The following is a 23747-nucleotide window of genomic DNA, read 5'->3' on the forward strand; positions in this document are numbered from 1 at the left end:
TTCCTGCCACCTCTGCAGAACGTCAATGTCCCGTTGCAGTTGGAAGAACGACTCTTTGATCAAAGTGCGCCAAAGAGCCTGCTGATCTGTTGATTCGACTGTCTTTGACCATGAGGTCGGTGCGCTGCCAATGCTAGAAATTTTCTCCAGGGTTTTCATGAATTAATTTCAGAAAAGGGTGAAGAATTTCTTTCCGCACAGCATGATTATCTCCGTAAAATTTCCTTTCTTTAATTTTACAGAATCGCGCACTTCATCAAAGACTTCTTCGATTATGTACTCCTCGCCCTGGTAGGTGTATTCGCTTGGCACAACTACCATTAAGATGCGTTTGTCTTGATAGTTTTTATCGTGTTTATCTTCGATAGCTTTTGTAACTCTGGCGGCAAGAGTATCGGTTTCCTGCTTCAGGTACGCCATTGTCTTTAGTGGAAATGTGCCGTCGTGCGTCTGGCTAGCTAGCGAGTGCAAAAGATAATCGTTTTTCGGGCACCCCAGAGTGATCTCTATTATTATTTCTTGGTTATTTTCATCATCAGTGATTTTAGCATCGAAATTCTCTTTTTCTGTGCCAAGTTCAAGAATGGCATGATCTGGTATCGACCTCTTCATCAAAAAATAATTGATAGGCAAAAACTCTTCTCTTAGGTATTTATTTGCCCGATATTTGTTTGAGAAAAACCCATCTGGCGCATGAATGTAGCTCAAATCGCTACTTGAACTTATAGACAGGTGCTCCTGTATTAATCTCTTGAATTCAACTACAGATATCGGCCTCTTGAATATATCAAGATCGATGTCGTCTTTTTCATATGATTTTTCTTTTGGTGGCCGGTATGAAGCTTCTAGTGAATACTCAGCATTTAAAACCAAGCCGGTATAGTGCATCGCCAGGTCGGGGTGTAGTGAAAAGTTTTTGCTATGATTATTTAGTATGCCCCTTCCTTTCATGCTGGGGAATGAGTCTATAATTTTCATCACCCCACTTAATAGGAGATTGGTTAATTCGTCTCTTTTTTTACAGTCCGACTCAAGAAAGCTGAAGCCCCATAAAAATGCACCCTCAACGAAAATTAACTCGTACTCATATACATAGACCTTTACGCCATGTACTTTCCCAAATTCCTGGAGCCACTCATTTATCAGGCTATTGAATTGTCTATATTTTTTCCATCCTAGCTCGCAATAGGGTGGGCCTTGATCAAAAAATATGAAAGAGTGCGACTGCTGTTCTTCTTTCTTGAAGAATTCGGCGTTATCGAACATCTTTGCTGTCCTCGCGTTAATTGGCTTTGCTGAGCAAGCCAGTCTTTCCATGTCATTTGTCAGATGTCCTTCAGCATCGCTGCTGAAACGATCTGGCCGTCTTACGTGCATACAGGAGACAGCTTAAGCCGCCCCCCCCTGCTCCATCAGTCCCCTCAGCTGCCCCTAAACAGCTTCTCGATAGCCGAGGCCATTACCCCCAAAGCATTGATAACACCATCTAAGATGAAATCAAGTGCTCGTCCGTAGCCTGCATGGACGTTTACGGTATCGAATCCAAGCTCTTGCAGTGTCGCCAAGCAGCGATCAACGTCCTCGTGCGCATCGGCGATTCTGAGATCGTTATTCAAGAACAAGGAGGCCATGGACTCATTGCGATCGCTCCAATCCACAGGCTCCCTGGCTGAGGCGAAGGTATCGTTTGCCTCATCCTGAGCATTCAGTCCTTCTGGAATGTTCAAGAGTGCCTGCAACAGCCGAAGGCATCCCAGGTCCCTGACGGTCCCCGTCGGACATCCAGCCCGCTCCAACAATAGTATCCGTTGGGAATGCGCTGCCACACCTCGTGCAAGCCTTTGCAGCGGGCGAGGAACATCTGCTGAGCCATGTTCAACGATGCCACCTGAGCCAACTGATCGAGCGCCGGATAGGCCAGCCAACCGTCGGCTGCTACCTCGGCAGGATCAAAGCCGGTCAGCTCGACAATCGATTTGTTCAGTCCTACGGTTGCACCCAGTGCAGCCAGCCCGTCACCCTATCGTAAAAGCACCTCAAGCAACCGCTGTACCTTAGCGACCACATGTTCTGCTAGGTTCAACCGGACCAGCCAAACTGTTACTAGGATATCAGGCGCAGGACAATCCAGAGCGCGCTGTCTCTCTTGGATCGACGCCTGACCACTGTGGCCATTAGCGTCGTCCTTGAGACGCACACATACCTAATAATACTCTCACGAGAAAAGAATATTTTGCATATGGAAACAATCAGACAATGAGCGACCTATTCGATGTCGACGGTTCCAATCTCGATCTGGGGTTCGAGAACCTGAAGGCCGCCGAAAGCCCGGTTGAGCAGCAGCTTCGCGTCACACTGCAAGAGATGTGGACCCACTACGAGCCCTATGCCGATCCAGACTTCCGCCAGGGATTCGCACGTGACGTGGATGGACGTTTCTGGGAGATGTATCTGGGTTGCACACTTCTTGAGGCGGGGCGCACATTGTTGCCCGTCGCCGACCGTCAGCGCAAAGGCGGCCAGCCCGACCTATGCGTGCTTGAAGAGAATCGCCGTATCTGGATCGAAGCTATAGCTCCAGACGGAGGCGCTGCGGGACCAGAACGGATTGTGCGTCCTGTGCCGATCAATGAGGGCGGTGGCCTTATTGCTGCGCCGATCCGTCAAGCGCAACTTCGGACCTCCGGGGCATTCTGGACCAAAGCAAGGAAGATCAGCCGCTATATCGAACAGGGCGTGATCGCCCCGGAAGACGCTCGCATCGTCGCGATCAGCGCCAGCCGCTTCGGCATCTATGTCCCCGAACATCCCTTACCACTCATCATGACGACGCTGTTCCCCATCGGCGATGCTTTTCTCACTATCGATCGCGATACAGGCGATGTCATCGAAGAAGGCTTTCACGTCTCTCCCTTGATCCACCGAGAACGGAATCCGATCCCGCGCTCGGCATTTCTTGACGAGCGCTTCGCAGATATCTCTGGCGTGATCTGGTCACGGGTGGGCCTTGGCAACCTCTCGCGTCAGGTTCGGCCAATCACCTATGTTCACAATCCCCTGGCACAGGCACCATTGACCGTGAATTGGGGCGTCTGGGACCGTGAGTTCGTGACCATCCGCCAGATCGACAACTGGGAGTCCACCGACATCCTTGCCGCAACGGAGTCCTTGTGAAGAGGAACTTGAATTCGCGCATCTGCTACATACAGGGCTAAGAGGCCGACCATGTCCGCAACCGGCGAAACTCGACTTTTCACCTTAATCAGCCAGCGCCAATTCGAGCTCTATGCCCTGTCGCTCGAGCACGGTCCCAATTTCGACCCCGCACATATTTTCAGTGCCTATCAGGCCGGAACTGGTGGCGTAACCGGCCGCATTCTTCTTGATCCGGACACAGGAGCTTTCACATATCTGGCCATGCGCCGCCGCATCGACCACTGTTGGATCAAAGTAGATGAAAGCGGGCCCTACTCCACACCCGAGGCTGCACTAGACAGACTCACCGTCGCTATGCGTGCCAGTGATCCACCGGAACCATTGCCGCCAGGAGTCAGGCGTCGCCCGCATTTGCTGAAATCGGGGCCGCGTGGGACGTCTCCAGAGTTCCAGCTGCTGACAACCACGATCAACCATCTGCCGGCGCTCATGGCGGTCGGCGAATGCTACCTCGCGCTTCCCAACCCCGACGCCAATTTCGTCTCGGATTTTCAAACCAACAACTTAGCGTCCCGTCTGTTTGAGCTCTACCTTTTCAGCAGCTTTCGTGAGCAGGGTTTGAACGTCCGACAAGACCATGTCTCTCCCGACTTCTTGATCGAGAAAGAAGGTAACGCATGCTGGATTGAGGCAGTTACAGCAAACTCCGAGCTTCCACGCGCCGGCGGCATCGGGAAATGGGTTCATGCCCCAAAGGATCGCATTGAACGGCTCACAGGCAACCCGGCGGAACGATTCGCAAAGACGCTGCGCGGCAAGCTCCAGCGCAACTATCATGAACTGGACCATGTAAAAGGACAGCCGTTCGCCTTAGCGATCGCCGACTTCCATGATTTCGGCTCCATGGTTTGGAGCCGCGAGGCTCTTCCCACCTACCTTTACGGCTTACGCGCGGACGTCACCGGAGATGGCACTGATCGTCGCGCGATTGGAGTGCCGATCGCAAATCTGACGGGCCAACACAGCATTCCTGCTGGGCTCTTCCGCGACCCAAATTTCGCACACCTCTCGGTCGTCATCTTCAGTAATTCTGCAACGCTCGCCAAATTCAACCGCATGGGTTTGTTGGCAGGATGGCGACCGCCCGGGCTGACGATGATCAGGCGCGGCATTCTCTTCGACCGAACTCCGGGCGCATTAGAGCCTATCGATTTCAACCTTGCCGTCGACAGTGCCGAATACCAAGCACTCTGGCCGTGGGGCGAAGCTTGGTGTCAGGAACTGGAAGTGTTTCACAACCCATTGGCAACACATCCCATCCCGTTTGATCTCATCCCCGGCGCGACCCACTGGTTTGAACGCGATGGCGACATCGAATGCAGCACGATTTGGGCGAACTCAGTCATCTCATCGATCACTCATCTACAGATGGACGGCAAACCCGCTGTGACGAGCAAGCCGCGTGACCGTCGCCAACCACCTGCCCCCCACGAGCACAGAATAGACAACGACAATGACGAATGAGCCATCTGATCGGACGATCATCCTACATCTCCTCCGCGGCGCCGTGCCCGAACGAGCCGATGAAATCAGCGGTCTTTGGAGCCAATACGGCCATGCCGTCGAGGTCGCGCCAAGTAGAAAGGGCGTGACGATGAATGCCAACGGGAAACGTATCCAGTTCGACACTAAGACGATCGACTTGTTCTGGCTGCTTGGCTTCAGCTCGTGGCGGGCCATCGAAGTGTACGCACCAGCCCTAGTTGTCGCGACATCCAACGGGTTACCGCTCGACCAAGCCCTCAGTGTCGATGAAGAACGCGGCCAATATGAATTCGACTACAAGCAGCGCATCGCCGCCGCCCGGTCGCTCATCACAGCCGAACAGACCTCAGACGTATCCTGGCCGGTGGACATCCCCCTGCCGAGCGCCGACCATGATGGCCTGGGCAACATTCAGCACATGGCGGCATTCGACCTTGTTGCGCTCGCCTTGGCCTTCGCCCTGCTACACGAATTCCAGCACGTCATGTTCTGCGCCGATAAACGCGCGCCCTCTACGCGACCTGAAGAGGAAATCGCCTGCGACACCTATGCCCGAACTTTCATGACAAGCGAGCTCGCCGCCTATGCGAAGGTACACGGACACGATTTCGCCCAGGTCCAGAACAAGCGTGCGATGGGCATCACGCTCGCCGCCGTCATCGTTCATGCGATGACGCCGCCCCATGCACGTTGGGGCAATAGCGAATATCCACCGATCACCGAACGGCTGACAGCAATGATCCGTGGCTACACTCTGCCAGCCGATTCATCATTCTGGGCCTTCACGGCCTGTGTCCTAATCGCGCTTATGCGGCAGGAAAACCTTCCGCTCGACATTGTCGCCTACTCGAACAAAGAAATGGTCGAAATGCTGCTCGACCGGCTCGGTTGAAGGCCTAGGGGAAATAACTTGCCGGTCTATTTCATTGGCGAAGATGAAAACGGATGCTCTCCTATCAAGATCGGGGTGGCGAAGAACATCGAGGAGCGTAAGCGCAATCTCCAGACCGGTAACCCTCTTGATCTGAAACTGCTCGGATAGATCGAAGTAGCCGATGCCTTTCAGCTTGAACGCCAGCTTCATCAGCACTTCGAGTCGACCCATGTGCGCGGCGAGTGGTTCGCAATCGAGCCTGCAGAGATCTTGCCCATTCTCATGCGCGCTGGCCTAGACGGATTTGTCGCCAAGAACGCTGATGCGTTCCAGGTCATTGGCTATGACCGTGACGCTGTGCCGGAGTATCTTGGGGTATGGGAATGGGGCGACCTTGAGATCTATGAATGCTGCCCCTACTGCGGCTGCCTGTGCGGCATGCACTTTCAAGATGCATCACAGATGTACCACTATCTGAACTGCGACACGCTAACGGACTTTTCGGACTTGGACCCACGCAACGAATACTTGGACGACTGAGCCATGACTGACAAGGAACTTAGTGCAAGTGAACAATGGCTTGAAGCCCGAGCCCCCGGCTTTCGGCGCCTACCAGATCTTGATCGCCGCGTCATATTCGACTTCGCCTTTCTTTGGAGTCTTTTCGAGGCACAGATCATGGACAACCACGCCCGGACTGATCGCATCCGCGATCGAATCGATGCCTGGACTTTGGACGGAACGCTAGGAGCTGAGCTCTACGAGGGGGAGCTTGCCTATTTTCGGAATCGTTACTATGCCGACGGTGAATTGACTCACCATTTCCCTCACCTGAAACTCCGGCCCTCAGACCACCTTAGTCTCGTTCATGAGGTTGTTGAAGGGGTGAACGACACCCCACGCGACCGAATGTTAGCTCTCCTGATGATCGTCTGGCGCCTACGCAACAATCTCTTCCACGGCGAAAAATGGGCCTATGAGCTTCGCGATCAGCGCGAGAACTTCAGTCATGCGAACAGCATTTTGATGCGAATACTCGAACGCCATGGCCGGCTCGGCTAACAGTCCAGCCGCCCTTGAGGACCGTTCCCTAGCCAAGTTGAACCGGTCCCTCGCGCTCGATCCAGGCTTCAGGATCCCAGAATGCGCAGTGTGGGACCGTAAGCCTAGTGTGTCCTACGCGGCTATTTCGGGTCGCCCTTCTTAAATCCTCTGTCCCCTGCCATAAAGGCCTCCAGCATGTACGGAATGAGAGTCGCTGCATCGACGGTCTCGCCATACGCTTGACCGTGTAATGCCGCATAGCGGTCCAAGTCGGCTTTCAATCTCGCTGGGCACATGATGGTCGGCTTGACGCTCTCGGTCTTGGGGAGCGGCCCCAGCCGCAGCTTGCGCGATGTGCTCATCTTGATATCCCCCGATCGAAGAACAGAGGCTGATACGGCCCCAGAATCAGATCGCGATTGACGATGACGCGGACCGGCAATCTGGGACGCTCAGTTAGCGTTGGCTGGATGTTGAGGTTGCGTCGGGTCATCTCCTGCCCGACCTCATTCACGCTGTCCTGCATGCTGTCACGCCCTGCGATGATGACGCGATCACCGTTTTGGCGATTCTCCGGTGCGGCCAACTCCGCGCCGACACCCAGCAATGTCGTCAACGCGGCACCTGCAAAGATGCGATCCCAGTGCCAATCGACACCATCCTCAAGGCCAGCGTAACCAGCCGGATCAGTGCCCGCTAGGTTGTCGAGCGCGAGCGAAGGGGTGTCCGGCAAAATGATGCGACTCCATACCATCTGCACGCGGCTCGACCAACTCGGAATGTAGCGAGTCAGAAGGCACGATCACCAAGGCCGTGGCCATCCGCGTGACGAGCCGTAGTCCAAGCATGGCCTGATTCATTCTCACTCAACCGGCATGGCTGTCGTGGCAGTCGTAGCCGGTGCCATCACTGTCACGAACGCGACGCACAGCGCGCCTAGCTACGGCTCACGTAGACCAGCCGCCTGGGTTTGCCGAGCAGCGATCAAGTTGAAAATGATAGATGCGCAAGGACGCTGTACGGTCCTAAAGTGCGCTTGACGCCCTGCCCTGGGCAACCAATCATCAGGCATGCTCCGAACAAGCCGAGACTGGCGTACACTGAAGGCCGCTGACGGCCACCCTGGTCCGTGTCAGAAATCGCCAGTCGCGATCGCCGGCGCACCCGCTGCGACCGGGGGCAAAATTGGGGGCATAGCGTCAAAATTCCATCCTGAAACCGCCGTCCTAGAGCTAAGTCAAAATGTTTTTTGGGGACCCTGAGAGTCTTTAGGCGTCGTCTGGCAGGCTGTTCGGCTGATCATTTCTGTCTTTCCACAAACCATGGAGCTCCATTCACTTCCAGTGGATTGCTACATTGGGGGCACATCTGAGGGCATGCATTGGATGGTTTGAAAAGGATGCCCCCAGGGCTTGCTCAACGTCCCGAAAATGCCACATTAGTAGCTATCTGGAATAAATGCACATGTCGGTCCTGCGTATAGCTGTTGTAGTTGGATGCATTTGGGTAGGTTCGGTGTTGGCAGCGGAGCCGACCGAAAAAGTCGTGCGGATTGCACAACTCGTGATAGACCCTGCTCAATTGGCGGCTTACCAAACGGCGGTCAAGGAGGAAATGGCTGACTCTGTTCGCCTTGAGCCAGGCGTGCTCGCGATTTATTCGGTGGCGGAAAAGGACCACCCGAACCGCCTTCACTTCTTCGAAATCTATGCAAACGAAGCGGCCTACAAAAGCCACATCGCATCTGCCCACTTTCAGAAATACGTGAATACGACAAAGTCGATGATCGTGTCCAGAACGCTTATCGAAACCGCCCCGGTGCAACTCAGCGCACAGCAAGGTCAATGATTGGGCAATTATTTGCTCGGATTGTGCAATCAGGCCCGCAGGCACAGCTCTATAGTTAGCCGTTATTAAGAGCAAGCTGCTGCTCACACATTCCGGAGAGCTGTCCTATCATGAGCGTCCTCACCATCAATGGCCGTGAATACACGGTTGACGTAGATCCCAGCACCCCCATTCTCTGGACCCTGCGTGACACCTTGGGGATGACTGGCACTAAGTTCGGCTGCGGCGCGGCGCTGTGCGGCGCCTGCACTGTTCACCTGGATGGTCAGGCCATTCGATCCTGTGTGACGCCAATAGCAGCGGCCGAGGGTCGCAAGATCACCACCATCGAAGCGGCGACAAATGGCAGCGACCCGGTCGGTGCTGCCGTGCATGAGGCTTGGGTCAAGCACGACGTGGCGCAATGTGGCTACTGCCAGAGCGGTCAAATCATGAGCGCGACGGCTTTTCTAAAAGTCCAACCCAAAGGCAAGCAACCCACCGCTGCCGAGATCGATTCAGCCATGGCGGGCAATATTTGCCGCTGCGGTACCTACGCCCGTATTCGCGCGGCGGTGGCGGATGCCGCTAAAGTCCTTGCCTGACCGGAGCTCACCATGCTGAACGACATTTTTTCCCAAGAGCTTCCGCGTTCCCTGCAACACCTACTCGAACGCGACCAAGCCGACGGTGCCTTCACACTCCCACGCCGCAGCTTCCTCAAGATCGTCGGCATTGGCGGGCTGGCTCTGGGTGCATTTCCTCACCTGGCGCTGGCGCAGGAGGCTACCGGCGGGGACGTTGCGCCGCTCAAACCGAGTCAGCAGCCCTCTGCATTCGTGCAGATCGACTCCAGCGGACAGGTCACTGTAACGATCAACCGGCTGGAGTTCGGTCAGGGCGTTCAGACCGGACTGCCGATGATTCTCGCTGAGGAACTCGATGCCGACTGGAGTCTCGTGCGTAGCCGCAACGGCAATAACAACACGGCCTACCAGGACCCGGTCTTCGGCATGCACCTCACCGGCGGCTCCAATTCGATCAAAAACAGCTACACCCAGTACCGCGAACTGGGTGCGCGCGCTCGGGCCATGCTGCTCGCGGCAGCGGCCGCACGCTGGAACGTGGAGGTCACGCGCCTTAGCACTCAAGCGGGCATGGTGCTTGGCCCGGCAGGCCTTAAAGCGAGTTACGGGGAACTGGCAGAGGCTGCGATGGCGTTGCCCGTGCCCGAAAAGGTCACGCTCAAGGATCCCAAAGACTTCCGAATCATTGGCCAAGCCACTACGCGCATCGATGCCAAGGCCAAGAGCAGTGGGCAGCAGGATTTCGGCATTGACATGCACTTGGCCGGACAGCTCACCGCTGTTGTCGCGCGGCCACCGGTGTTTGGTAGCAAAATTTCCGCGCTGGATGACAGCGCAGCCCGTGCCATTAAAGGCGTAAAAGCGGTATTGCGCGTGCCGCTGGACGGCGGCGCCGAAGGTGTTGCGGTGGTTGCGGACGGTTACTGGCAGGCAAAGCTGGCTCGTGATGTACTGAAAGTGGAATGGAACTCGACCACCGTAGAAAAAGTGGACAGCGAAAAACAATTGGCTCAGTACCGGGAACTGGTTCGCCAGCCCGGCCCACGCCAATTTGATGCCGACATGACGCCGCTTGCTTCGGCGCCGCATCAATTGGAGGCAGAATTCGTATTCCCCTACCTCGCCCACGCCCCCATGGAGCCGTTGAACTGCACCGTCCAGATTTCTGAGGGGCGCGCACAGCTATGGGTCGGCACTCAGTTCCCTGGCGGCGACAGTACAGCTGCCGCAAAGGTGCTGAATCTTAAGCCAGAACAAATACAGATCAACGTGCAAACGGCTGGCGGTGGCTTTGGCCGGCGCGGCGTGCCGAGCAGTGATTTCATTGTGCTGGCTTGCGAGGTGGCCAAGGCTGCGCGTGTCGTCGGACTGACCGTTCCTATCCGCACCCTCTGGAGCCGTGAAGACGACATCAAAGGTGGCTACTACCGCCCCGTGTACCTGCACCAGGCACGCATCGGTTTTGACGACAGCGGTAAGGTGTTGGCCTGGGATCACGCCCTGATCGGGCAATCCATCCTCGTTGGTACCGTGTTCGGCGGGCAAGTGAAGAACGGTATCGATCCCACCGCGACAGAGGGGATGCGCGACCCTTATCCGCTGCCAATGCGCCTGACGGTTCATCACCCGGAACTGAACGTACCTGTGTTGTGGTGGCGCAGCGTGGGGTCCACCCATACGGCCTTCGTGATGGAGACGCTGATTGACGAGATCGCCCGAACAACCAGGCAGGATCCAGTAGCTTACAGGATGAAGCTGTTTGCCGACCAAAGTCCGCGCCATCGCGCCGCACTGCAACTGGCCGTGGACAAAAGCGAATATGGCAAGCGCCAGTTGCCTGCCGGCCGTGCCTGGGGCGTGGCGGTACACGAATCGTTCAGTTCGGTAGTAGCTTACGTCGTCGAAGCTTCGGTGCAGGACGGCCGTCCGGTGCTGCACCACGTGACTGCCGGCGTCCACTGCAACTTGGTCGTGAACCCACGCCGCGTTGAAGCCCAGGTGCAAGGCGCTGCGCTTATGGGGTTGTCGATGTGCCTACCGGGCGGTGCAATCACCCTGAAAGACGGCGTTGTGCAACAAAGCAACTTTGCAGACTTCAGCGTTCCGCGCATCACCGACATGCCCGAGTTTGCGGTTCATGTAGTACCAAGCGCAGAGCCTCCCACAGGTATGGGCGAGCCTGGCTTGCCGGCACTGGCCCCCGCTTTTGCAAACGCCATAGCCAGTTTGACGGGTAAGCCAATACGCGAGCTGCCTTTCAAGCTGGGATAAATCGAGGATGCCAGCCCCCCGTCAACGCCATACAGCGGTTCGAGGTGGGGGCGTTGGCCGGGAGAAATGAGGGAGATTATGCGCCTGCCCGTGGATGCGTGCGTGCGAGCCGAACGGGACGATGCAAACGTCCTGGTAACCGGCTCGTCTCACACGTCACCGATTCCGTCACATACGAATCCGCTTGATATCGCGCTGAGGTGGCTCTCCGAACAGACGACTGTATTCGCGGCTGAACTGCGATGAACTTTCATACCCCACCAGCCCGCCCGCACTGCTTGCATCGATATTCTGGCTGAGCATCAACTGTCGAGCCGCTTGTAGCCGTAACTGCTTCTGATACTGCAGCGGGCTCATGCCGGTCACGGCCCGAAAGTGTTGGCGAAACGTGGAAGGACTCATATGCGCTTGTTTCGCCAGGTCATCCATGCGCAACGTCTGGCGGAAATTCACTTTGAGCCAGGCTAACGTCTTGGCAATTTGCTGGCTGGGTGAGCCAGCGGCAATCACATGCAGTAACTGCGGGCCATGGGTTCCATTTAGCAGTCGGGCAATGATCTCTTCCTTGATCAGCGGAGCAAGGGTGTCAATCCAGTGTGGCTCTTTGAGCAGGTCCACTAGGCGCCTCAGCGCATCCAGCACCCCGGCATCCAAAGGCTGTACGGTCACGGGACGAAACGTGTCATCTCGCATACGCTGCGATAACCGCATGCGCTCGGCGACCTGCGTCACGGTGGTGCTGTCGAGTGCCAGCATCATGCCGAGGAATGGCTTGAGCACGCTGGCTTGAGTGACATGGGAAGTGACCGGGAGATCGACACTGGTCACCATCGACTCGCCGGGCGTATAGGGGAGTACTTCACTGCCGACGATCACCTGCTTGCCGCCTTGCAAGGTCACGCCAATTCCCAGGCCGTAGATACAGTGCATGGGCGCCGTAACGGCTTTACGCCGATGCAGGCTCAGACCGGGAATGTCGGTAATGCGGTCACCATCGCCCGGTACCAGTTGGCTAACCGATCTGGCGAGACGCGCGATGTCAGTCATGACTTGGTCGTTTGACACATCGGTATTCACATTCAACTCCCCAAAAAACCAGACTTAGAGATGGGCACGGCTCACGCCGTTACTCACCCGAACAATGTCGGCCATGACCGCAAGTGCGATCTCTGCCGGGGTCTTGCTTCCCAGTTTGAGTCCGATCGGCGCATGGATGCGATCAAGCGCATCGTCGTCCAGCCCGCCGATTCGTCTGACCCTTTCCAAGCGCTTTTCACTGGTGCGCCGGGAGCCCATGGCGCCGATATAAAATGCGGGTGTCCTGACGGCTTCGAGCAAGGTCAGGTCGTCAAGTCGAGGATCATGAGTCAAGGCGACAATAGCCGTCGCTGCATGGCATCCGCCTTGGGAAATATAGCTGGCGGGCATCACCTTCATTAACTTTACTTGTGGCATGGCAAACGTTGAAGTCAGTTCTTCGCGCGGGTCACACACGATCACTTCATAGCCCAGGGAGCATGCAAAACTGGCACAGAACTCGGCCACCGGTGATAGGCCTGCGACCAGCAAGCGCCGGGCCGCCCCCACGCGAATGCGCACGTGATCAGCGTCTACAGCGACAGTGGCGTCGACACTCACTCCCACCTCAATGTCTCGACGGCACGTTCCAAGGGCGATATGGCGAACCAACAGATGCTGCCCCCGCAGCGCGCGCAGCAACACCGCGAAGTGCTCCTGCGCAGCGCAATCGGGTTCGAATTTTTCTACCAGGACATCCAGAACCCCGCCGCAAGGCAACGCCCGCGACGGTGGCAGTCCACTCTCGCCATAACGAACAATCTGGTTGAAGTCGTCAAACTCACGTCGACCAAGCCGTTGCAGAAAGTCGTCTTCCACGCATCCACCCGACAGCGAGCCACAGAACGCACCGGACGATAACGAAACCAACATAGACCCAGGGCCACGCGGCGCAGAGCCAAAGGTTGCCAGGACCGTACACAACCACACTTGATGGCCTTGCTCGATCCACTTGAGGGCTTGCTGAATGACCTGCACGTCAAGATTTTGCATGGTGGGTCTCAAACCGATACTTCAACGAGGACCAACGCCTTTTAGGCGGACGGAAGATCGACCTCAGTATGGGTCTTCGAATCTGGCGATAATTGCCTGATCAAACGACAATATTGCCTATTTTGATTAAAGACTTGGAGGTAGCGCGCTTGTAACCCTATGTTTCAGCGATTTCAACTGCTCAAACTGATGAAGGGCATTGCCGCATTCGGTGATGTGCACGAATAACCACCCGCAAATGCCCTGCCCGTCAGTATCAGGCACCGCCAGCCAAAGGCGTGATCCTCACGGTAGCGGCACGTGCCCGTTCACCGATCATGGGTTCCAGATAAGGGCTGGCGCTGTACTTGGCACGGTAGGCGTCATCGATACGTCGATTAACTTCACCGGTGACGACTTCGAAGTTGACCTTGCGCGTCATACCCGCGGCGATAATCTGTCCTGCCTTTTCGCGGACGGCGGCCTGGTACCAGCGTGAGGCGGTTCCACTGTAGGCACGTACATACAGCGCGCCGTCCACTTCAACACACCATACCCAGGTCGGGGTACCGTAGGTCACGCCGTCCTCACGAAACGGCGAAACCTTGAGGTCGTCGGCCTTGATGATGCGCTGCAGGTCCTGGGCTGACCACGTGCCTGTGCTGACCGGGGGCTCCGAGGTACGCTGAGCCTGTGCGCCCACATCCTTACTCGCGGCCCAAAGCGGCGCAGACACGGACACTGTTGCCACTAATATTGCTGCTGCCCATTTGAAGCTCGACGCCTTCAGAATCATGATGCCTTCAGCGGCGTCACATTCTGACGATCACTGGGTGACGTCGACGGCACGCATATGCATTGGGCTCATTCGACCACCGTGCACTTTTAGCTTTGCCAGAGCTGTATTCATTTCCACCAGTTCGGCGGACGTCAGCTTCACCTTGACGGATGCCAGGTTCTCTTGAAGGTGATCGAGCTTGCGCGTGCCTGGAATCGGGACGATCCAGGGCTTCTGCGCGAGCAACCACGCCAGCGATATCTGGGCAGGAGTGGCATGCTTTTCCTGTGCGAACTTCCTGAGCAAAGCAATGATCGGCTCGTTTGCTGACAGGTTCTCAGGCGTGAATCGTTCAAACCCGGAACGTAAATCGGTGTTGGCGTCGAACCGTGTACTGCCATTCAGTGTGCCGGGTAAAAAGCCCATGCCCAGCGGGCCCCAGCACACGAAACCGATACCCAGTTGTTCACAGGTATCAAGGACTCCGTTGTGCTCGACGCTTCTCTCCATGACGGAGTATTCGGTTTGGACCGCAGTCACACGCTGAACGGCATGCGCTCGGCGAATGGTGCTTGCACTTGCCTCCGAGAGACCGAAGTGCAACACCTTGCCCTCTTTTATAAGGTCCTGGACCGTACCCGCAACATCCTCGATCGGTACGTTTGGATCGACTCGGTGTTGATAGTAAAGATCGATACGGTCGGTGCGCAGCCGCTTCAGCGAGCCCTCAAGCACCTTCCTGATATGTTCCGGGCGGCTATTGAGTGCGCCGCCGGCATCCATGTCGAAACCGAATTTTGACGCGACGACAACCTCGTTGCGAAACGGGGAAAGCGCCTCACCTACCAATTCTTCATTGGTGTACGGCCCATACACTTCGGCCGTATCAAAAAAAGTGACGCCCTGTTCATGGGCCGTGCGGATGACCTTGATGCCCTGCTCTTTGTCTGCAGGCGCCCCATAATTGGCGCTGATGTTCATGCACCCGACACCGAGTTCCGAGACTTCCAGCGAACCAAGCTTGCGCTTATTTGTGACTCGCACTCCGCTCACTGAGCCGCCAGCGCCTTTTGCGCTATCCGGTGAGGCTGCCCAGGACAGCGGTGCAACACTCAAACCGGCCCCAACGACCGCCCCGCCAATCAAAACGGTACGGCGACTGAAGCCTGGATGATCCTGGAATGCGTTTTCTGATGTGCCTCTATTATCCTGCTGCATGATCGGGTCCTATCTGTAAATTGCTGCCATGGGATAGACGGTGGTTAAACCCGTCGATACCCCGGGTGAATCCTGGTTTCAGTATGCGGCGCACCTGCCGGGATCATTTGCCCGTTTTGTCGGCATCACTGCCTATTCCAAGGATTCTTCTGAGCATTTCAGACAGTCAGCGGACCGCGCGATCGTTTACAGAGGGGAGTCCGTAGCGTGATCAAGCCGCTGATTGACGAGCAGCATGACTCTACAGCTGCCGGCCGCGCAGTTGGCAAGACCATCATCGAGCGACAGGATGCCTGAGGCCCACCTCGGCAACGATGGCGTGCGTCGACCAGCCGTTTAAATTCGTTGCTTTAGGCAGTATTTCAAACGAAGTCTGCAACCCCTCAGACAACCATAGAGAGAGAATGAGGCCTCATACCGGAGGCAAGCAGACGCACGTCCGACTGTCCTCGGCCGTTAGACATGAGGAACATCGCACGGTGTCCTGCTCATTGCCGGAGCGCTGCGCCCTACCTCACGTTCAAAGAGGCACCACCGATGAGCAAAGTATGGTTTATCACAGGTACAACACGCGGCCTGGGCACCGAAATCGCTAAAGCAGCGCTTGCGGCAGGCGATAAGGTCGTGGCTACAGGCAGAGATGCGCACGCCGTGATTCAGGCTGTAGGTCACCACGATAAATTGCTTGCAGTCGCGCTGGATGTGACGGATGAAAGACAGGCGGCGGCAGCGATCAGGACTGCCGTTGAACGTTTCGGCAGGGTCGACGTTATTGTCAATAACGCGGGCTACGCCGTACTGGGTGCCCTGGAGGAACTCTCCGACGTCGAGGTTCGTGAGCAGTTCGACACGAACGTGTTCGGACTGCTCAACGTGACCCGGGCGGCATTACCCGTGCTTCGCACACAGGGACGAGGCCACGTGATCAACATTTCCTCGGTGGCTGGCTATCACGGTGGTGTGGGGGCCTCGGCCTATTGTGCGACTAAATATGCGGTCGAGGGCATCACTGAATGCCTGGCACTTGAGGTTGCACCCTTGGGTTTACACGTGACTGTTGTCGAGCCCGGGTATTTCAGAACCGAGTTCCTCAGCACGAACTCGGTACGATTCGCGAAGCAGGTCATTGACGATTACGCAAAGAATCCAGCCAGCTCGCGTGAAGCGGTCCTGGCGGTACATGGCAAGCAAGCCAATGATCCTAAGAAGCTGGCGCAGGCCCTGATTGTCCTGGCCAACACGGAAAAGCCTCCACTGCGCTTCACCGCTGGCAGCGACGCTATCGGCTATTTTGAAGACGAACTTCAGAAGCGTCATGAGGAACTGGCGGCGTGGCGTGATCTCTCGGTGTCACTTGCTCACGACTGATATCGCAATGTCCAACGCGGGGCTCTGAAAGGCATTCGGTTCGCCATCCAGTTTTTGCCCGCCCCGCGCATCGCCATTTCCTGATGGGTTGCTATCAAGTCGCAGCCGCTCAAGCCTTGGCAGGTGCCAACTCTGACCGTGACGCATCGCGAAAGGCAAACATGAACACCAGCACCACGCCCAGGGAAAAGAAAGCCGGAAACAACCAGATGCTCTGCCACTGATAACCCGCAGGGGTGGCGTAGTAGTCGCAGACATGGCCCGCGACCCAGAAACCGATCAGCATGCCAACGCCGTAGGTGGCCAGGGTAATCAGGCCCTGGGCCGAGCTTTTTCCCGGGGCCGCGCAGGCCTTCCGTTTCATTGGGGGCAAAAATGGGGGTATCACTAGTTTTTTACAACCTGAAACCACCGCCCTAGAGCCCAGTCAAAATGTTCTTTGGGGCCCCTGAGAGCCTTTGAATCAAACCGGCGCAGCGCCTGATCGCTGGCGACCGGTCGTTCACAACGGCCCACAAAAGAGCCGCAGGCACTGCTGCTGAGCCAAATGGGTGGCGACCAGCAGGGTACGCCAACCTTCAAGGTCATATGACAGCACCTGCCACACCAGCCACAGCCACAGGTAGCTGAGTTGGAACGCCACCCAGGTCAATCCTGGCTATCCACGGCGGTCAAGCATGGCGATTATCCGTACCGTCCATGGTGCGACGGGCCGTAGCAGCGCCGGCACCGTCACCGAAGATCGGCCGAGTGGCACGGTCTTGCGGGTTGACGAAGGTGGTAAAGGCTTCCGCTCCGATCAGCAGGACACTGTCGGCGATATCCGCGGCAATCAGCCCGGGAAGCGGTGGCCAGCCCGTACACGTAGCCGCTGCAGGCAGAGGCGATGTCATAGGTGGCAATGTCGTCCAGGCCACACAAGATCACAGTCACGATCAACTCCCTTGATTTAACGATGGTTCAGATGGCGTGTGGTGTCGCGCCCGGCCTTAGGTCACTTCCTGACGCGGGGCACGGCCCAGCGACCAACCAAAATTCATGCCCGCCGCCGCCAGCAGGATCGCGCTCGCACCAATCACTTGCAGGGCGCCGAGCGGGTGGGCGAAGGCAACCCAGTCGACCAGGATGGCGACGATCGGATAGATGAACGACAGTGCGCCGACCAGCGCCGTGGGGATTTTCTGGATGGCGCTGTACAGCAGGGTCGACATGAGCCCGGTATGGACCACGCCGATAATGATCAGGTATGTCCAGGCGCCCTCGACCGTATCGACCCTGCTGAAATCCACGAACGGTGCCAGGACCAGCACGCCTACCACCATCTGGATCAGCACGATCAGGTGCGCGGGCAGGTCCTTGAGGCGCTTGGTGATCGCCGCCGCCACGGCGTAGAAAAAGGCCGAAGCCAGGGCCAGGCAGACGCCGAGCAAGTAGTCGGCGCCGGTGGCCTGCCCGCTGCCCTTGGCGGACACGATCAGCATCAGCCCGGCGAAGGCCAACAGCAGCCAGCCAACCTTGGCGGCGCTGAGGCGCTCAGCGAAAAACAGCACACCCAGACCGACCAGCATGAACGGCTGAACGTGGTAGACCACCGTGGCAATGGCGATAGAGGAATGTTTGTAGGCACTGAACAGCAGCACCCAGTTGAGGATCAGCGCCACCCCGCCCAGGCACACCAGAATGAACTGCCGGGCGTTGATCCGGGAGCGGCCCAGCACCCCGAGCACCAGGCACGCGACCAGCATCGCCATGGCGCCGAACAAGCAACGCCAGAACACCACGGCCTCCGGGCTCTGCCCCGACATGATGACGAACCAGCCCACCGTGCCGGAGATCACCATGGCCGAAATCATTTCGAGCGTCCCACGGGTTTGCGACTTCATCACTCACTGCTTCCTTGCCGTCGACATTGCCGTAACCTAAGCCGCCGTTCGCGGGTTGGTTCGGCAAAATCGAACTTTATAATGAACTAGTGACCACTATAATGAACAAGGCACCCAAGAGCGTCAACCCATTTAAGGATGATTTATAAAACAAATGACCGATATAACGAACTCCCTACTGAAAAATAATCCGAGCCGAATCGATCTGCTGGCGCTTTCAATCAAACGCGAACGCTTGGCCGCCGGGCTTTCCTTGACCGAGTTGGCGAAGCGCGCCGGGGTGGCGAAGTCGACCTTGTCTCAATTGGAGTCTGGAATCGGTAACCCCAGCATCGAAACCTTGTGGTCGCTGGCGATGGCAATGGGCTTGCAAGTCACCCGGTTCTTCGAGCAACCCCAGCAGACCCTGCGGGTGATTCGCGGCAACGAGGGTATGACGACCTATGCCGAGACTGCCAATTATGCAGCGACACTGCTTGCCGATTGCCCGGCGGGAGTACAACGTGATATCTACCGGCTCAAAGTGCAGCCCGGCGAAGTTCGGCTGTCTCAGCCTCACCCACCGGGAACCGTAGAGCACGTGGTGTTGTGCAGCGGCAGCGCCCATATTGGCCCGGCGAGCGGACCTGTGTTGCTGAACGCTGGCGACTACATCAGCTACCTGGCGAATGTGCCTCACGTGTTCGAAGCACTCGAGGCGGACACTACTGCGGTGATGGTGATAGAGCATTCCTGAGGTAGGTGCCATGGACACGCCAAATGTTGAATCGCCCTGAATTTTCTGGACGCCCTGACAGCGACTCACGATGCCCCTGACTCCAATGTGGAGTTAAACAGTAACCATTAGAACCCTAATGGAATTCTGCCAGCACTCGCCATTTTCGTTCGCTCGTGTATCGCGAGCGACTTGGGGTAAAAGTGGGGGGGGTATCATCAGTTTTTTTATCGCGCTTCGCCGCAGCCTTGCTGCTCAATCGGTGGATTCCCGCGCCATGAAAAATCTAACTACATTACCTGGCGACACTGTGTAGCCTGCGCGTAAATGCCTGGGCCACACTGCAACGCAATCCTGTTTGCGCGGATGTTGAGTGGCCTTGACATGTTTGCTCAATTGAAACAGTCATGGCGCACTCAACAACGGATTACGATCTCGACCTCGCAAAATCCGAGGCTAGAGCTCTGATTCCTTCAGACTAAAACCTTTGTGGCCTCACACTCTCCACTCCGCAGTAAGGTTCAAGCCAATTCGGCTAAAGATGCCGGATTGAATCCCTTCAGATCTGCGTAGTCGCCTTTTTCCACTTTGGCGGCCCAATCCTTGTCACTCAGCAGAACACGCCCTACGGCGATCAGATCAAACTCTTCGCGCTCCATGCGTTCAATGAGCCGATCCAGGCTCGCAGGGATTGATCCCTTTCCGGCGAAGGCGTGAGTAACATCATTATCCAGCCCGACCGAACCGACGCTAATGGTTGTGGCTCCAGTGACTTTCTTCGCCCAGCCCGCGCAGTTCAGTCCGTTCTCCCCGTCAATTTCGGGAAACTCAGGTTCCCAGAAGCGTCGCTGCGAGCAATGCAGAACATCAACACCAGCCTCAACCAACGGCAGCAGCCAGTCTTCCATTAATGCAGGGGTCTCGGCGAGGCGCACGCCAAAGTCCTGCTGCTTCCACTGGCTAACGCGCATGATGATAGGGAATTCGGACCCGACCGCATGACGAACTGCAGACACGATCTCAGCGGCAAAACGGGAGCGCTCTTTGATCGTCGGTCCGCCATAACGATCGGTGCGCTGATTGGTGCCGGCCCAGAAGAACTGATCGATCAAATAGCCATGAGCCCCATGGATCTCAACGGTGTCGAAACCCAATCGTTTCGCATCCGCCGCTGCCTTGGCGAAAGCAGCAACTGTGTCTGCAATATCCTCTTCGCTCATCGCCACACCGCGAGGGTCGTTTGGCGAGTCAAGGCCAGATGGGCTTTCAACTGGCGCATCAGGCTCCCAGCCGCTGACGTCACGCACTGCACCGGTGTGCCAGAGTTGCGGCCCCATCCGGCCACCCGCATTGTGAACAGAATCGATCACGTTCTTCCATCCGGCTAACGCTGCCTCACCGTGGAAAAAAGGAATGCTGGAACCATTACGTGAAGCGGGACGATCAACGACGGTACCTTCCGACAAGATCAACCCGACCTGACCCTCTGCCCGTCGCCGGTAGTAAGCAGTGCTCCCTTCTCCGGGAATGCCCTGCGGCGAAAATTGCCTCGTCATCGGCGCCATGACAATCCGGTTTTTCAGTTCAAGCGACCGGATGGAAAAAGAACGAAATAAAATGCTGGTATCAGGGTTTGACATTGGATGGACTCCATTTGCTTTTGGAAGCCATATAAGTATATTTTGTAAACCAAATGTCAATTGGGCACCTAGAGTCGCCTAGGTATACATGAGGAAACTTCGATGCTGGAATTAAAGCCGCAATGTTTTTCGTCAGAGTGCCCAAGCCGGGYGCTGTTCGACCAAATCGCAGATAAGTGGTCAATGATGGTTCTGGCGGTGCTTGATGACGGGCCGCATCGTTTTAATGCCATCAGACGTCGCCTGGAGGGCGTAACTCAGAAGGCACTGACACAATGCCTGCGGCGGCTGGAACGAAATGGTCTCGTCTCGCGCCAGATCATCTCGTTCTCGCCCGTGGCAGTGCAGTATGAGATCACCCCACTTGGTCGAACACTGCAGCAGCCATTTCGCGAATTGCATAAATGGACGCTCGACAAATTGCCTGAAGTTGAAGCGGCCCGGTTGAAATTTGACGAGGCCGCGGAGGTAAACTGACGGTGTGATTCTTTTTATCGACTCGCCGCCACTGGATCATTTACCTGTCTCTTCCCTTCCACGGGCGAGGTCATCCACCAGGTTTCACTCCCACCCGCCTACGGAATCGAACACTTGTCACCGATCAGCTGGAAAGAAGAGTTGTTCTGGCCCGTCGTGCGCTCACACCGTGTCGCCCCCAAGGTCAGCGCACCGCAGAAGGTGCCCCTATGAACAGCCACATCGTTGCACTCTCGGGCTCCAATCGATCAGACAGTCAATCGGCCAAAGTCGCCCGGTATCTGCCGCCAACGAATGATGGACCTGAAACTGTGCGACTCCAGCGTTTCGGCAGGGCTTGGAGGCGCGTACCCAATCGCCGAGTTACGTGCGTCGAGTTACAAGAATTGCCGGATGTATCTGCCTGAGCAACTGGTGTACAGCGACCGAATGGTGACAAAAACTGTCCACATAGCGCTATAGAGTCGTCTCCGTGACTACCTCAATCGTTAGTTGGAGTTTGGAGACGCATGATGAAACGCATTCAGTACAACAGGTACGGCGGGCCGGAGGTCATGCGGGTCGATGACTTTGACCTGCTCCCCCCAAGTGAAGGTGAGGTGGCGGTAAGGGTCAAGTTTGCTGCAATCAATCCGATTGACTGGAAGCTGCGCAGTGGACAGATGAAGATCGTCACCGGGAGGACATTACCTCGCGCAATGGGTATGGATTTTTCCGGCACAGTTTTATCGGTCGGCCCAGGCGTCAAGCGGCTGAAGGTGGGCGATGCGGTTTTCGGTCTGGCCCGATTCAAAGAAAGCGGCGCGTTTGGCGAAGCCGTCATCACAAAAGAAGCATTTCTAGCGCATAAGCCCGATGATGTTTCATTCGAGGATTCCGCGTGTCTGGGCACGCCCGGTATAACCGCTTGGAACGGACTAATCGACAAAGCGAAGCTGCAAGCCGGCCAGCACGTTTTTGTAAACGGTTGTGCCGGTGCCGTCGGCGAAGCAGCCGTACAAATAGCGCTGATACATGGCGCTGTCGTCTCGGGCAGTTGCAGCGCCAAGGACATCCAGCGAGCAAAGTCGCTGGGGGTGCAGACCGTCTATGATTATCGGAACACGCAGGTATCGAGTATCGCCACACGATTCGATTTGGTTTACGACACTGCGGCGACGCTACCGGTTTCGACAGGCATTGGGATGTTGCGAGTGGGAGGCGTGTTTCTGGATCTGAACCCAGGCCCTGGCAAGTTTATTCGAGCTATTTTTGATCGCAGACTCAAACCAATCATCGGATCGCCGCGCGCTGAAATTCTGGATAGGCTTGCCAAAGCTGCCAGTGAGGGAAGCTTCAGGATCCCGATAGGAAAAACTGTTTCCCTAAGCGACGCTATTCAACTGATCGGGGAACTCGAAAAAGGTCGAAAACTCGGCGGTAAAGGCGTCATCGAAATGGAGTAGGAATGTCCAGAAGTGACCGATTGTTTGAACTGATGCAAGTTCTCCGCCGACATCGCAGAACGGTATCGGGACGGACACTCGCGCAGGAGTTGGGGGTGTCACTTCGCACCATACGTCGCGATGTACTGACACTGCAGGGTATGGGGGCCGACATCGAGGGTGAGCCTGGTTTGGGCTACGTTCTCAAGCCTGGATTTCTTCTTCCCCCTCTCTCATTTACAGAAGAAGAAATACAAGCGCTTGTAGCCGGCGCCCAATGGATCAGTCGTCAGATGGACGACAAGTTTGCCTTCGCTGTTAAAAACGCATTGGCCAAGATTAACGCCGTCTTGCCTTTGGAAATGCGTCCGGCCTTCGATGATGAGACATTCTACGTAAGTAGGCCCGCCACTCTTTCCACACCGATCGACTTAAGCGAAATCCGCCGTGCACTGCGCGACCAATGCAAGTTGCGTATCACGCTATCGATTGCTCATGCGCCTGTTGATGAGCAAATTATCTGGCCGATCATGCTGGGGTTTATCGAAACCAAGCGTTCCGTGGCGGCATGGTGCGAGGCTGACAGCAAGTTCCGGGTGATAGACCTGGATGACGTCGCACACGCTGAGGTGCTTGTCGAACGCTACTCTCGTAATCGTCGCGGGCTGATTAAGGAATGGCGAGCTCAGGAAATCCTGCCTTGTAACAGCCGCGGCGAGACTTGCTGAACGGAGTCGAGCATACGTTGGTTGGAGCTTCGTGTGACGGAAACGAACAGTTCGCAAAAAGTCCCGGGACGCGGGGCCCCATCCATCCTCAGCGATGGGGGCAAAATTGTCGAAATCGTAGCAGAGGCGATCATGAAGCGACCGAGAACCACCACGAGCCATA

Annotated in this window: 24 protein-coding genes and 3 pseudogenes; 14 read left to right on the plus strand and 13 right to left on the minus strand. The window is 56.4% G+C overall.

Going from position 1 to position 23747, the window contains the following annotated elements:
• Nucleotides 1-168: 168 nt before the first annotated feature.
• Both AC1D2Q_RS06105 and AC1D2Q_RS06110 read right to left on the minus strand, forming a co-directional pair.
• Nucleotides 169-1266, minus strand: coding sequence for a hypothetical protein (locus AC1D2Q_RS06105; RefSeq protein ID WP_477812590.1), 1098 nt, complete (start codon nt 1264-1266; stop codon nt 169-171).
• Between the two features lie 155 nt (nt 1267-1421).
• Nucleotides 1422-1727 (minus strand): hypothetical protein, encoded by a 306-nt coding sequence (locus AC1D2Q_RS06110; protein WP_477812591.1) that lies wholly within the window; start codon nt 1725-1727, stop codon nt 1422-1424.
• 529 nt (nt 1728-2256) lie between these two features.
• Between AC1D2Q_RS06110 and AC1D2Q_RS06115 the strand changes: the two genes are divergently transcribed.
• The 5 genes from AC1D2Q_RS06115 (at nt 2257) to AC1D2Q_RS06135 (ending at nt 6637) form a co-directional block, all read left to right on the plus strand.
• Complete coding sequence (locus AC1D2Q_RS06115) at nt 2257-3174, plus strand: hypothetical protein (RefSeq protein WP_076954081.1); 918 nt, start codon at nt 2257-2259, stop codon at nt 3172-3174.
• 51 nt (nt 3175-3225) lie between these two features.
• Entirely contained in the window at nt 3226-4680 is a 1455-nt protein-coding gene (locus AC1D2Q_RS06120) for a hypothetical protein (RefSeq protein WP_477812592.1), read from the plus strand.
• Nucleotides 4670-5593: a phage exclusion protein Lit family protein gene (locus AC1D2Q_RS06125; RefSeq protein WP_477812593.1), complete on the plus strand. Its 924-nt coding sequence runs from the start codon at nt 4670-4672 to the stop codon at nt 5591-5593. The genes AC1D2Q_RS06120 and AC1D2Q_RS06125 overlap by 11 nt, the downstream gene beginning before the upstream one ends.
• A gap of 150 nt (nt 5594-5743) precedes the next feature.
• Nucleotides 5744-6115 (plus strand): GIY-YIG nuclease family protein, encoded by a 372-nt coding sequence (locus tag AC1D2Q_RS06130; RefSeq protein WP_477812712.1) that lies wholly within the window; start codon nt 5744-5746, stop codon nt 6113-6115.
• A gap of 3 nt (nt 6116-6118) precedes the next feature.
• Entirely contained in the window at nt 6119-6637 is a 519-nt protein-coding gene (locus AC1D2Q_RS06135; protein ID WP_477812594.1) for a hypothetical protein, read from the plus strand.
• 122 nt (nt 6638-6759) lie between these two features.
• Here AC1D2Q_RS06135 and AC1D2Q_RS06140 read toward each other — a convergent pair whose 3' ends face one another.
• Both AC1D2Q_RS06140 and AC1D2Q_RS06145 read right to left on the minus strand, forming a co-directional pair.
• Nucleotides 6760-6981 carry a DUF2274 domain-containing protein gene (locus tag AC1D2Q_RS06140; protein WP_477812595.1) on the minus strand — a complete coding sequence of 74 codons (222 nt, stop codon included), beginning with the start codon at nt 6979-6981 and terminating at the stop codon, nt 6760-6762.
• Nucleotides 6978-7385: pseudogene (locus tag AC1D2Q_RS06145) on the minus strand (TraB/TrbI/VirB10 family type IV secretion system protein); the annotation flags it as partial. The pseudogene AC1D2Q_RS06145 and the gene AC1D2Q_RS06140, both read right to left, overlap by 4 nt.
• Nucleotides 7386-8083: 698 nt before the next feature.
• Between AC1D2Q_RS06145 and AC1D2Q_RS06150 the strand changes: the two are divergent.
• The 3 genes from AC1D2Q_RS06150 (at nt 8084) to AC1D2Q_RS06160 (ending at nt 11304) form a co-directional block, all read left to right on the plus strand.
• The gene (locus tag AC1D2Q_RS06150; protein WP_477812596.1) at nt 8084-8467 is read left to right on the plus strand and encodes a putative quinol monooxygenase; all 384 of its coding nucleotides are present in this window, start codon (nt 8084-8086) and stop codon (nt 8465-8467) included.
• Between the two features lie 110 nt (nt 8468-8577).
• Complete coding sequence (locus tag AC1D2Q_RS06155) at nt 8578-9051, plus strand: (2Fe-2S)-binding protein (protein WP_064677641.1); 474 nt, start codon at nt 8578-8580, stop codon at nt 9049-9051.
• Between the two features lie 12 nt (nt 9052-9063).
• Nucleotides 9064-11304 carry a xanthine dehydrogenase family protein molybdopterin-binding subunit gene (locus tag AC1D2Q_RS06160; protein WP_477812597.1) on the plus strand — a complete coding sequence of 747 codons (2241 nt, stop codon included), beginning with the start codon at nt 9064-9066 and terminating at the stop codon, nt 11302-11304.
• Nucleotides 11305-11472: 168 nt separating this feature from the next.
• Here the strand turns inward: AC1D2Q_RS06160 and AC1D2Q_RS06165 are convergent, their stop codons facing one another.
• The 4 genes from AC1D2Q_RS06165 to AC1D2Q_RS06180 all read right to left on the minus strand — a co-directional run bounded on the left by AC1D2Q_RS06165 (nt 11473) and on the right by AC1D2Q_RS06180 (nt 15349).
• Entirely contained in the window at nt 11473-12351 is an 879-nt protein-coding gene (locus AC1D2Q_RS06165; RefSeq protein WP_477812598.1) for an AraC family transcriptional regulator, read from the minus strand.
• Nucleotides 12352-12405: 54 nt separating this feature from the next.
• Nucleotides 12406-13374, minus strand: coding sequence for an XdhC family protein (locus AC1D2Q_RS06170; protein ID WP_477812599.1), 969 nt, complete (start codon nt 13372-13374; stop codon nt 12406-12408).
• A 256-nt stretch (nt 13375-13630) separates the two neighbouring features.
• Nucleotides 13631-14089: a DUF2255 family protein gene (locus AC1D2Q_RS06175; RefSeq protein WP_477812600.1), complete on the minus strand. Its 459-nt coding sequence runs from the start codon at nt 14087-14089 to the stop codon at nt 13631-13633.
• 90 nt (nt 14090-14179) lie between these two features.
• Nucleotides 14180-15349 carry an aldo/keto reductase gene (locus AC1D2Q_RS06180; protein ID WP_477812601.1) on the minus strand — a complete coding sequence of 390 codons (1170 nt, stop codon included), beginning with the start codon at nt 15347-15349 and terminating at the stop codon, nt 14180-14182.
• Between the two features lie 537 nt (nt 15350-15886).
• Between AC1D2Q_RS06180 and AC1D2Q_RS06185 the strand changes: the two genes are divergently transcribed.
• Nucleotides 15887-16717 (plus strand): oxidoreductase, encoded by an 831-nt coding sequence (locus tag AC1D2Q_RS06185; protein WP_477812602.1) that lies wholly within the window; start codon nt 15887-15889, stop codon nt 16715-16717.
• Between the two features lie 109 nt (nt 16718-16826).
• On the opposite strand, the pseudogene AC1D2Q_RS06190 reads toward AC1D2Q_RS06185, so the two are convergent.
• From AC1D2Q_RS06190 to AC1D2Q_RS06205, 4 genes and pseudogenes are all read right to left on the minus strand, one after another.
• A pseudogene (locus AC1D2Q_RS06190) lies at nt 16827-17051 on the minus strand (MFS transporter); the annotation flags it as partial.
• A 168-nt stretch (nt 17052-17219) separates the two neighbouring features.
• Nucleotides 17220-17360: a hypothetical protein gene (locus AC1D2Q_RS06195; protein ID WP_477812603.1), complete on the minus strand. Its 141-nt coding sequence runs from the start codon at nt 17358-17360 to the stop codon at nt 17220-17222.
• A 28-nt stretch (nt 17361-17388) separates the two neighbouring features.
• Nucleotides 17389-17610: a hypothetical protein gene (locus AC1D2Q_RS06200; protein WP_477812604.1), complete on the minus strand. Its 222-nt coding sequence runs from the start codon at nt 17608-17610 to the stop codon at nt 17389-17391.
• Nucleotides 17611-17706: 96 nt separating this feature from the next.
• Nucleotides 17707-18600 carry a DMT family transporter gene (locus AC1D2Q_RS06205; protein ID WP_477812713.1) on the minus strand — a complete coding sequence of 298 codons (894 nt, stop codon included), beginning with the start codon at nt 18598-18600 and terminating at the stop codon, nt 17707-17709.
• A gap of 154 nt (nt 18601-18754) precedes the next feature.
• Between AC1D2Q_RS06205 and AC1D2Q_RS06210 the strand changes: the two genes are divergently transcribed.
• Nucleotides 18755-19336 carry a helix-turn-helix domain-containing protein gene (locus AC1D2Q_RS06210; protein WP_477812605.1) on the plus strand — a complete coding sequence of 194 codons (582 nt, stop codon included), beginning with the start codon at nt 18755-18757 and terminating at the stop codon, nt 19334-19336.
• 500 nt (nt 19337-19836) lie between these two features.
• On the opposite strand, the gene AC1D2Q_RS06215 is transcribed toward AC1D2Q_RS06210, so the two are convergent.
• Nucleotides 19837-20955 (minus strand): NADH:flavin oxidoreductase, encoded by a 1119-nt coding sequence (locus AC1D2Q_RS06215; RefSeq protein ID WP_477812606.1) that lies wholly within the window; start codon nt 20953-20955, stop codon nt 19837-19839.
• A 102-nt stretch (nt 20956-21057) separates the two neighbouring features.
• Here AC1D2Q_RS06215 and AC1D2Q_RS06220 point away from each other — a divergent pair, with 102 nt between their 5' ends.
• The 4 genes and pseudogenes from AC1D2Q_RS06220 (at nt 21058) to AC1D2Q_RS06235 (ending at nt 23584) form a co-directional block, all read left to right on the plus strand.
• Nucleotides 21058-21432, plus strand: coding sequence for a winged helix-turn-helix transcriptional regulator (locus AC1D2Q_RS06220; RefSeq protein ID WP_477812607.1), 375 nt, complete (start codon nt 21058-21060; stop codon nt 21430-21432).
• Nucleotides 21433-21522: 90 nt separating this feature from the next.
• Nucleotides 21523-21645 (plus strand): annotated as a pseudogene (locus tag AC1D2Q_RS06225) (sterol desaturase family protein); the annotation flags it as partial.
• A 299-nt stretch (nt 21646-21944) separates the two neighbouring features.
• Complete coding sequence (locus AC1D2Q_RS06230; protein ID WP_477812714.1) at nt 21945-22877, plus strand: NAD(P)-dependent alcohol dehydrogenase; 933 nt, start codon at nt 21945-21947, stop codon at nt 22875-22877.
• A 2-nt stretch (nt 22878-22879) separates the two neighbouring features.
• Nucleotides 22880-23584 (plus strand): helix-turn-helix transcriptional regulator, encoded by a 705-nt coding sequence (locus tag AC1D2Q_RS06235; RefSeq protein WP_477812608.1) that lies wholly within the window; start codon nt 22880-22882, stop codon nt 23582-23584.
• Nucleotides 23585-23747 lie beyond the last annotated feature (163 nt).

This window comes from Pseudomonas sp. P1_A1 (genome assembly GCF_056406935.1).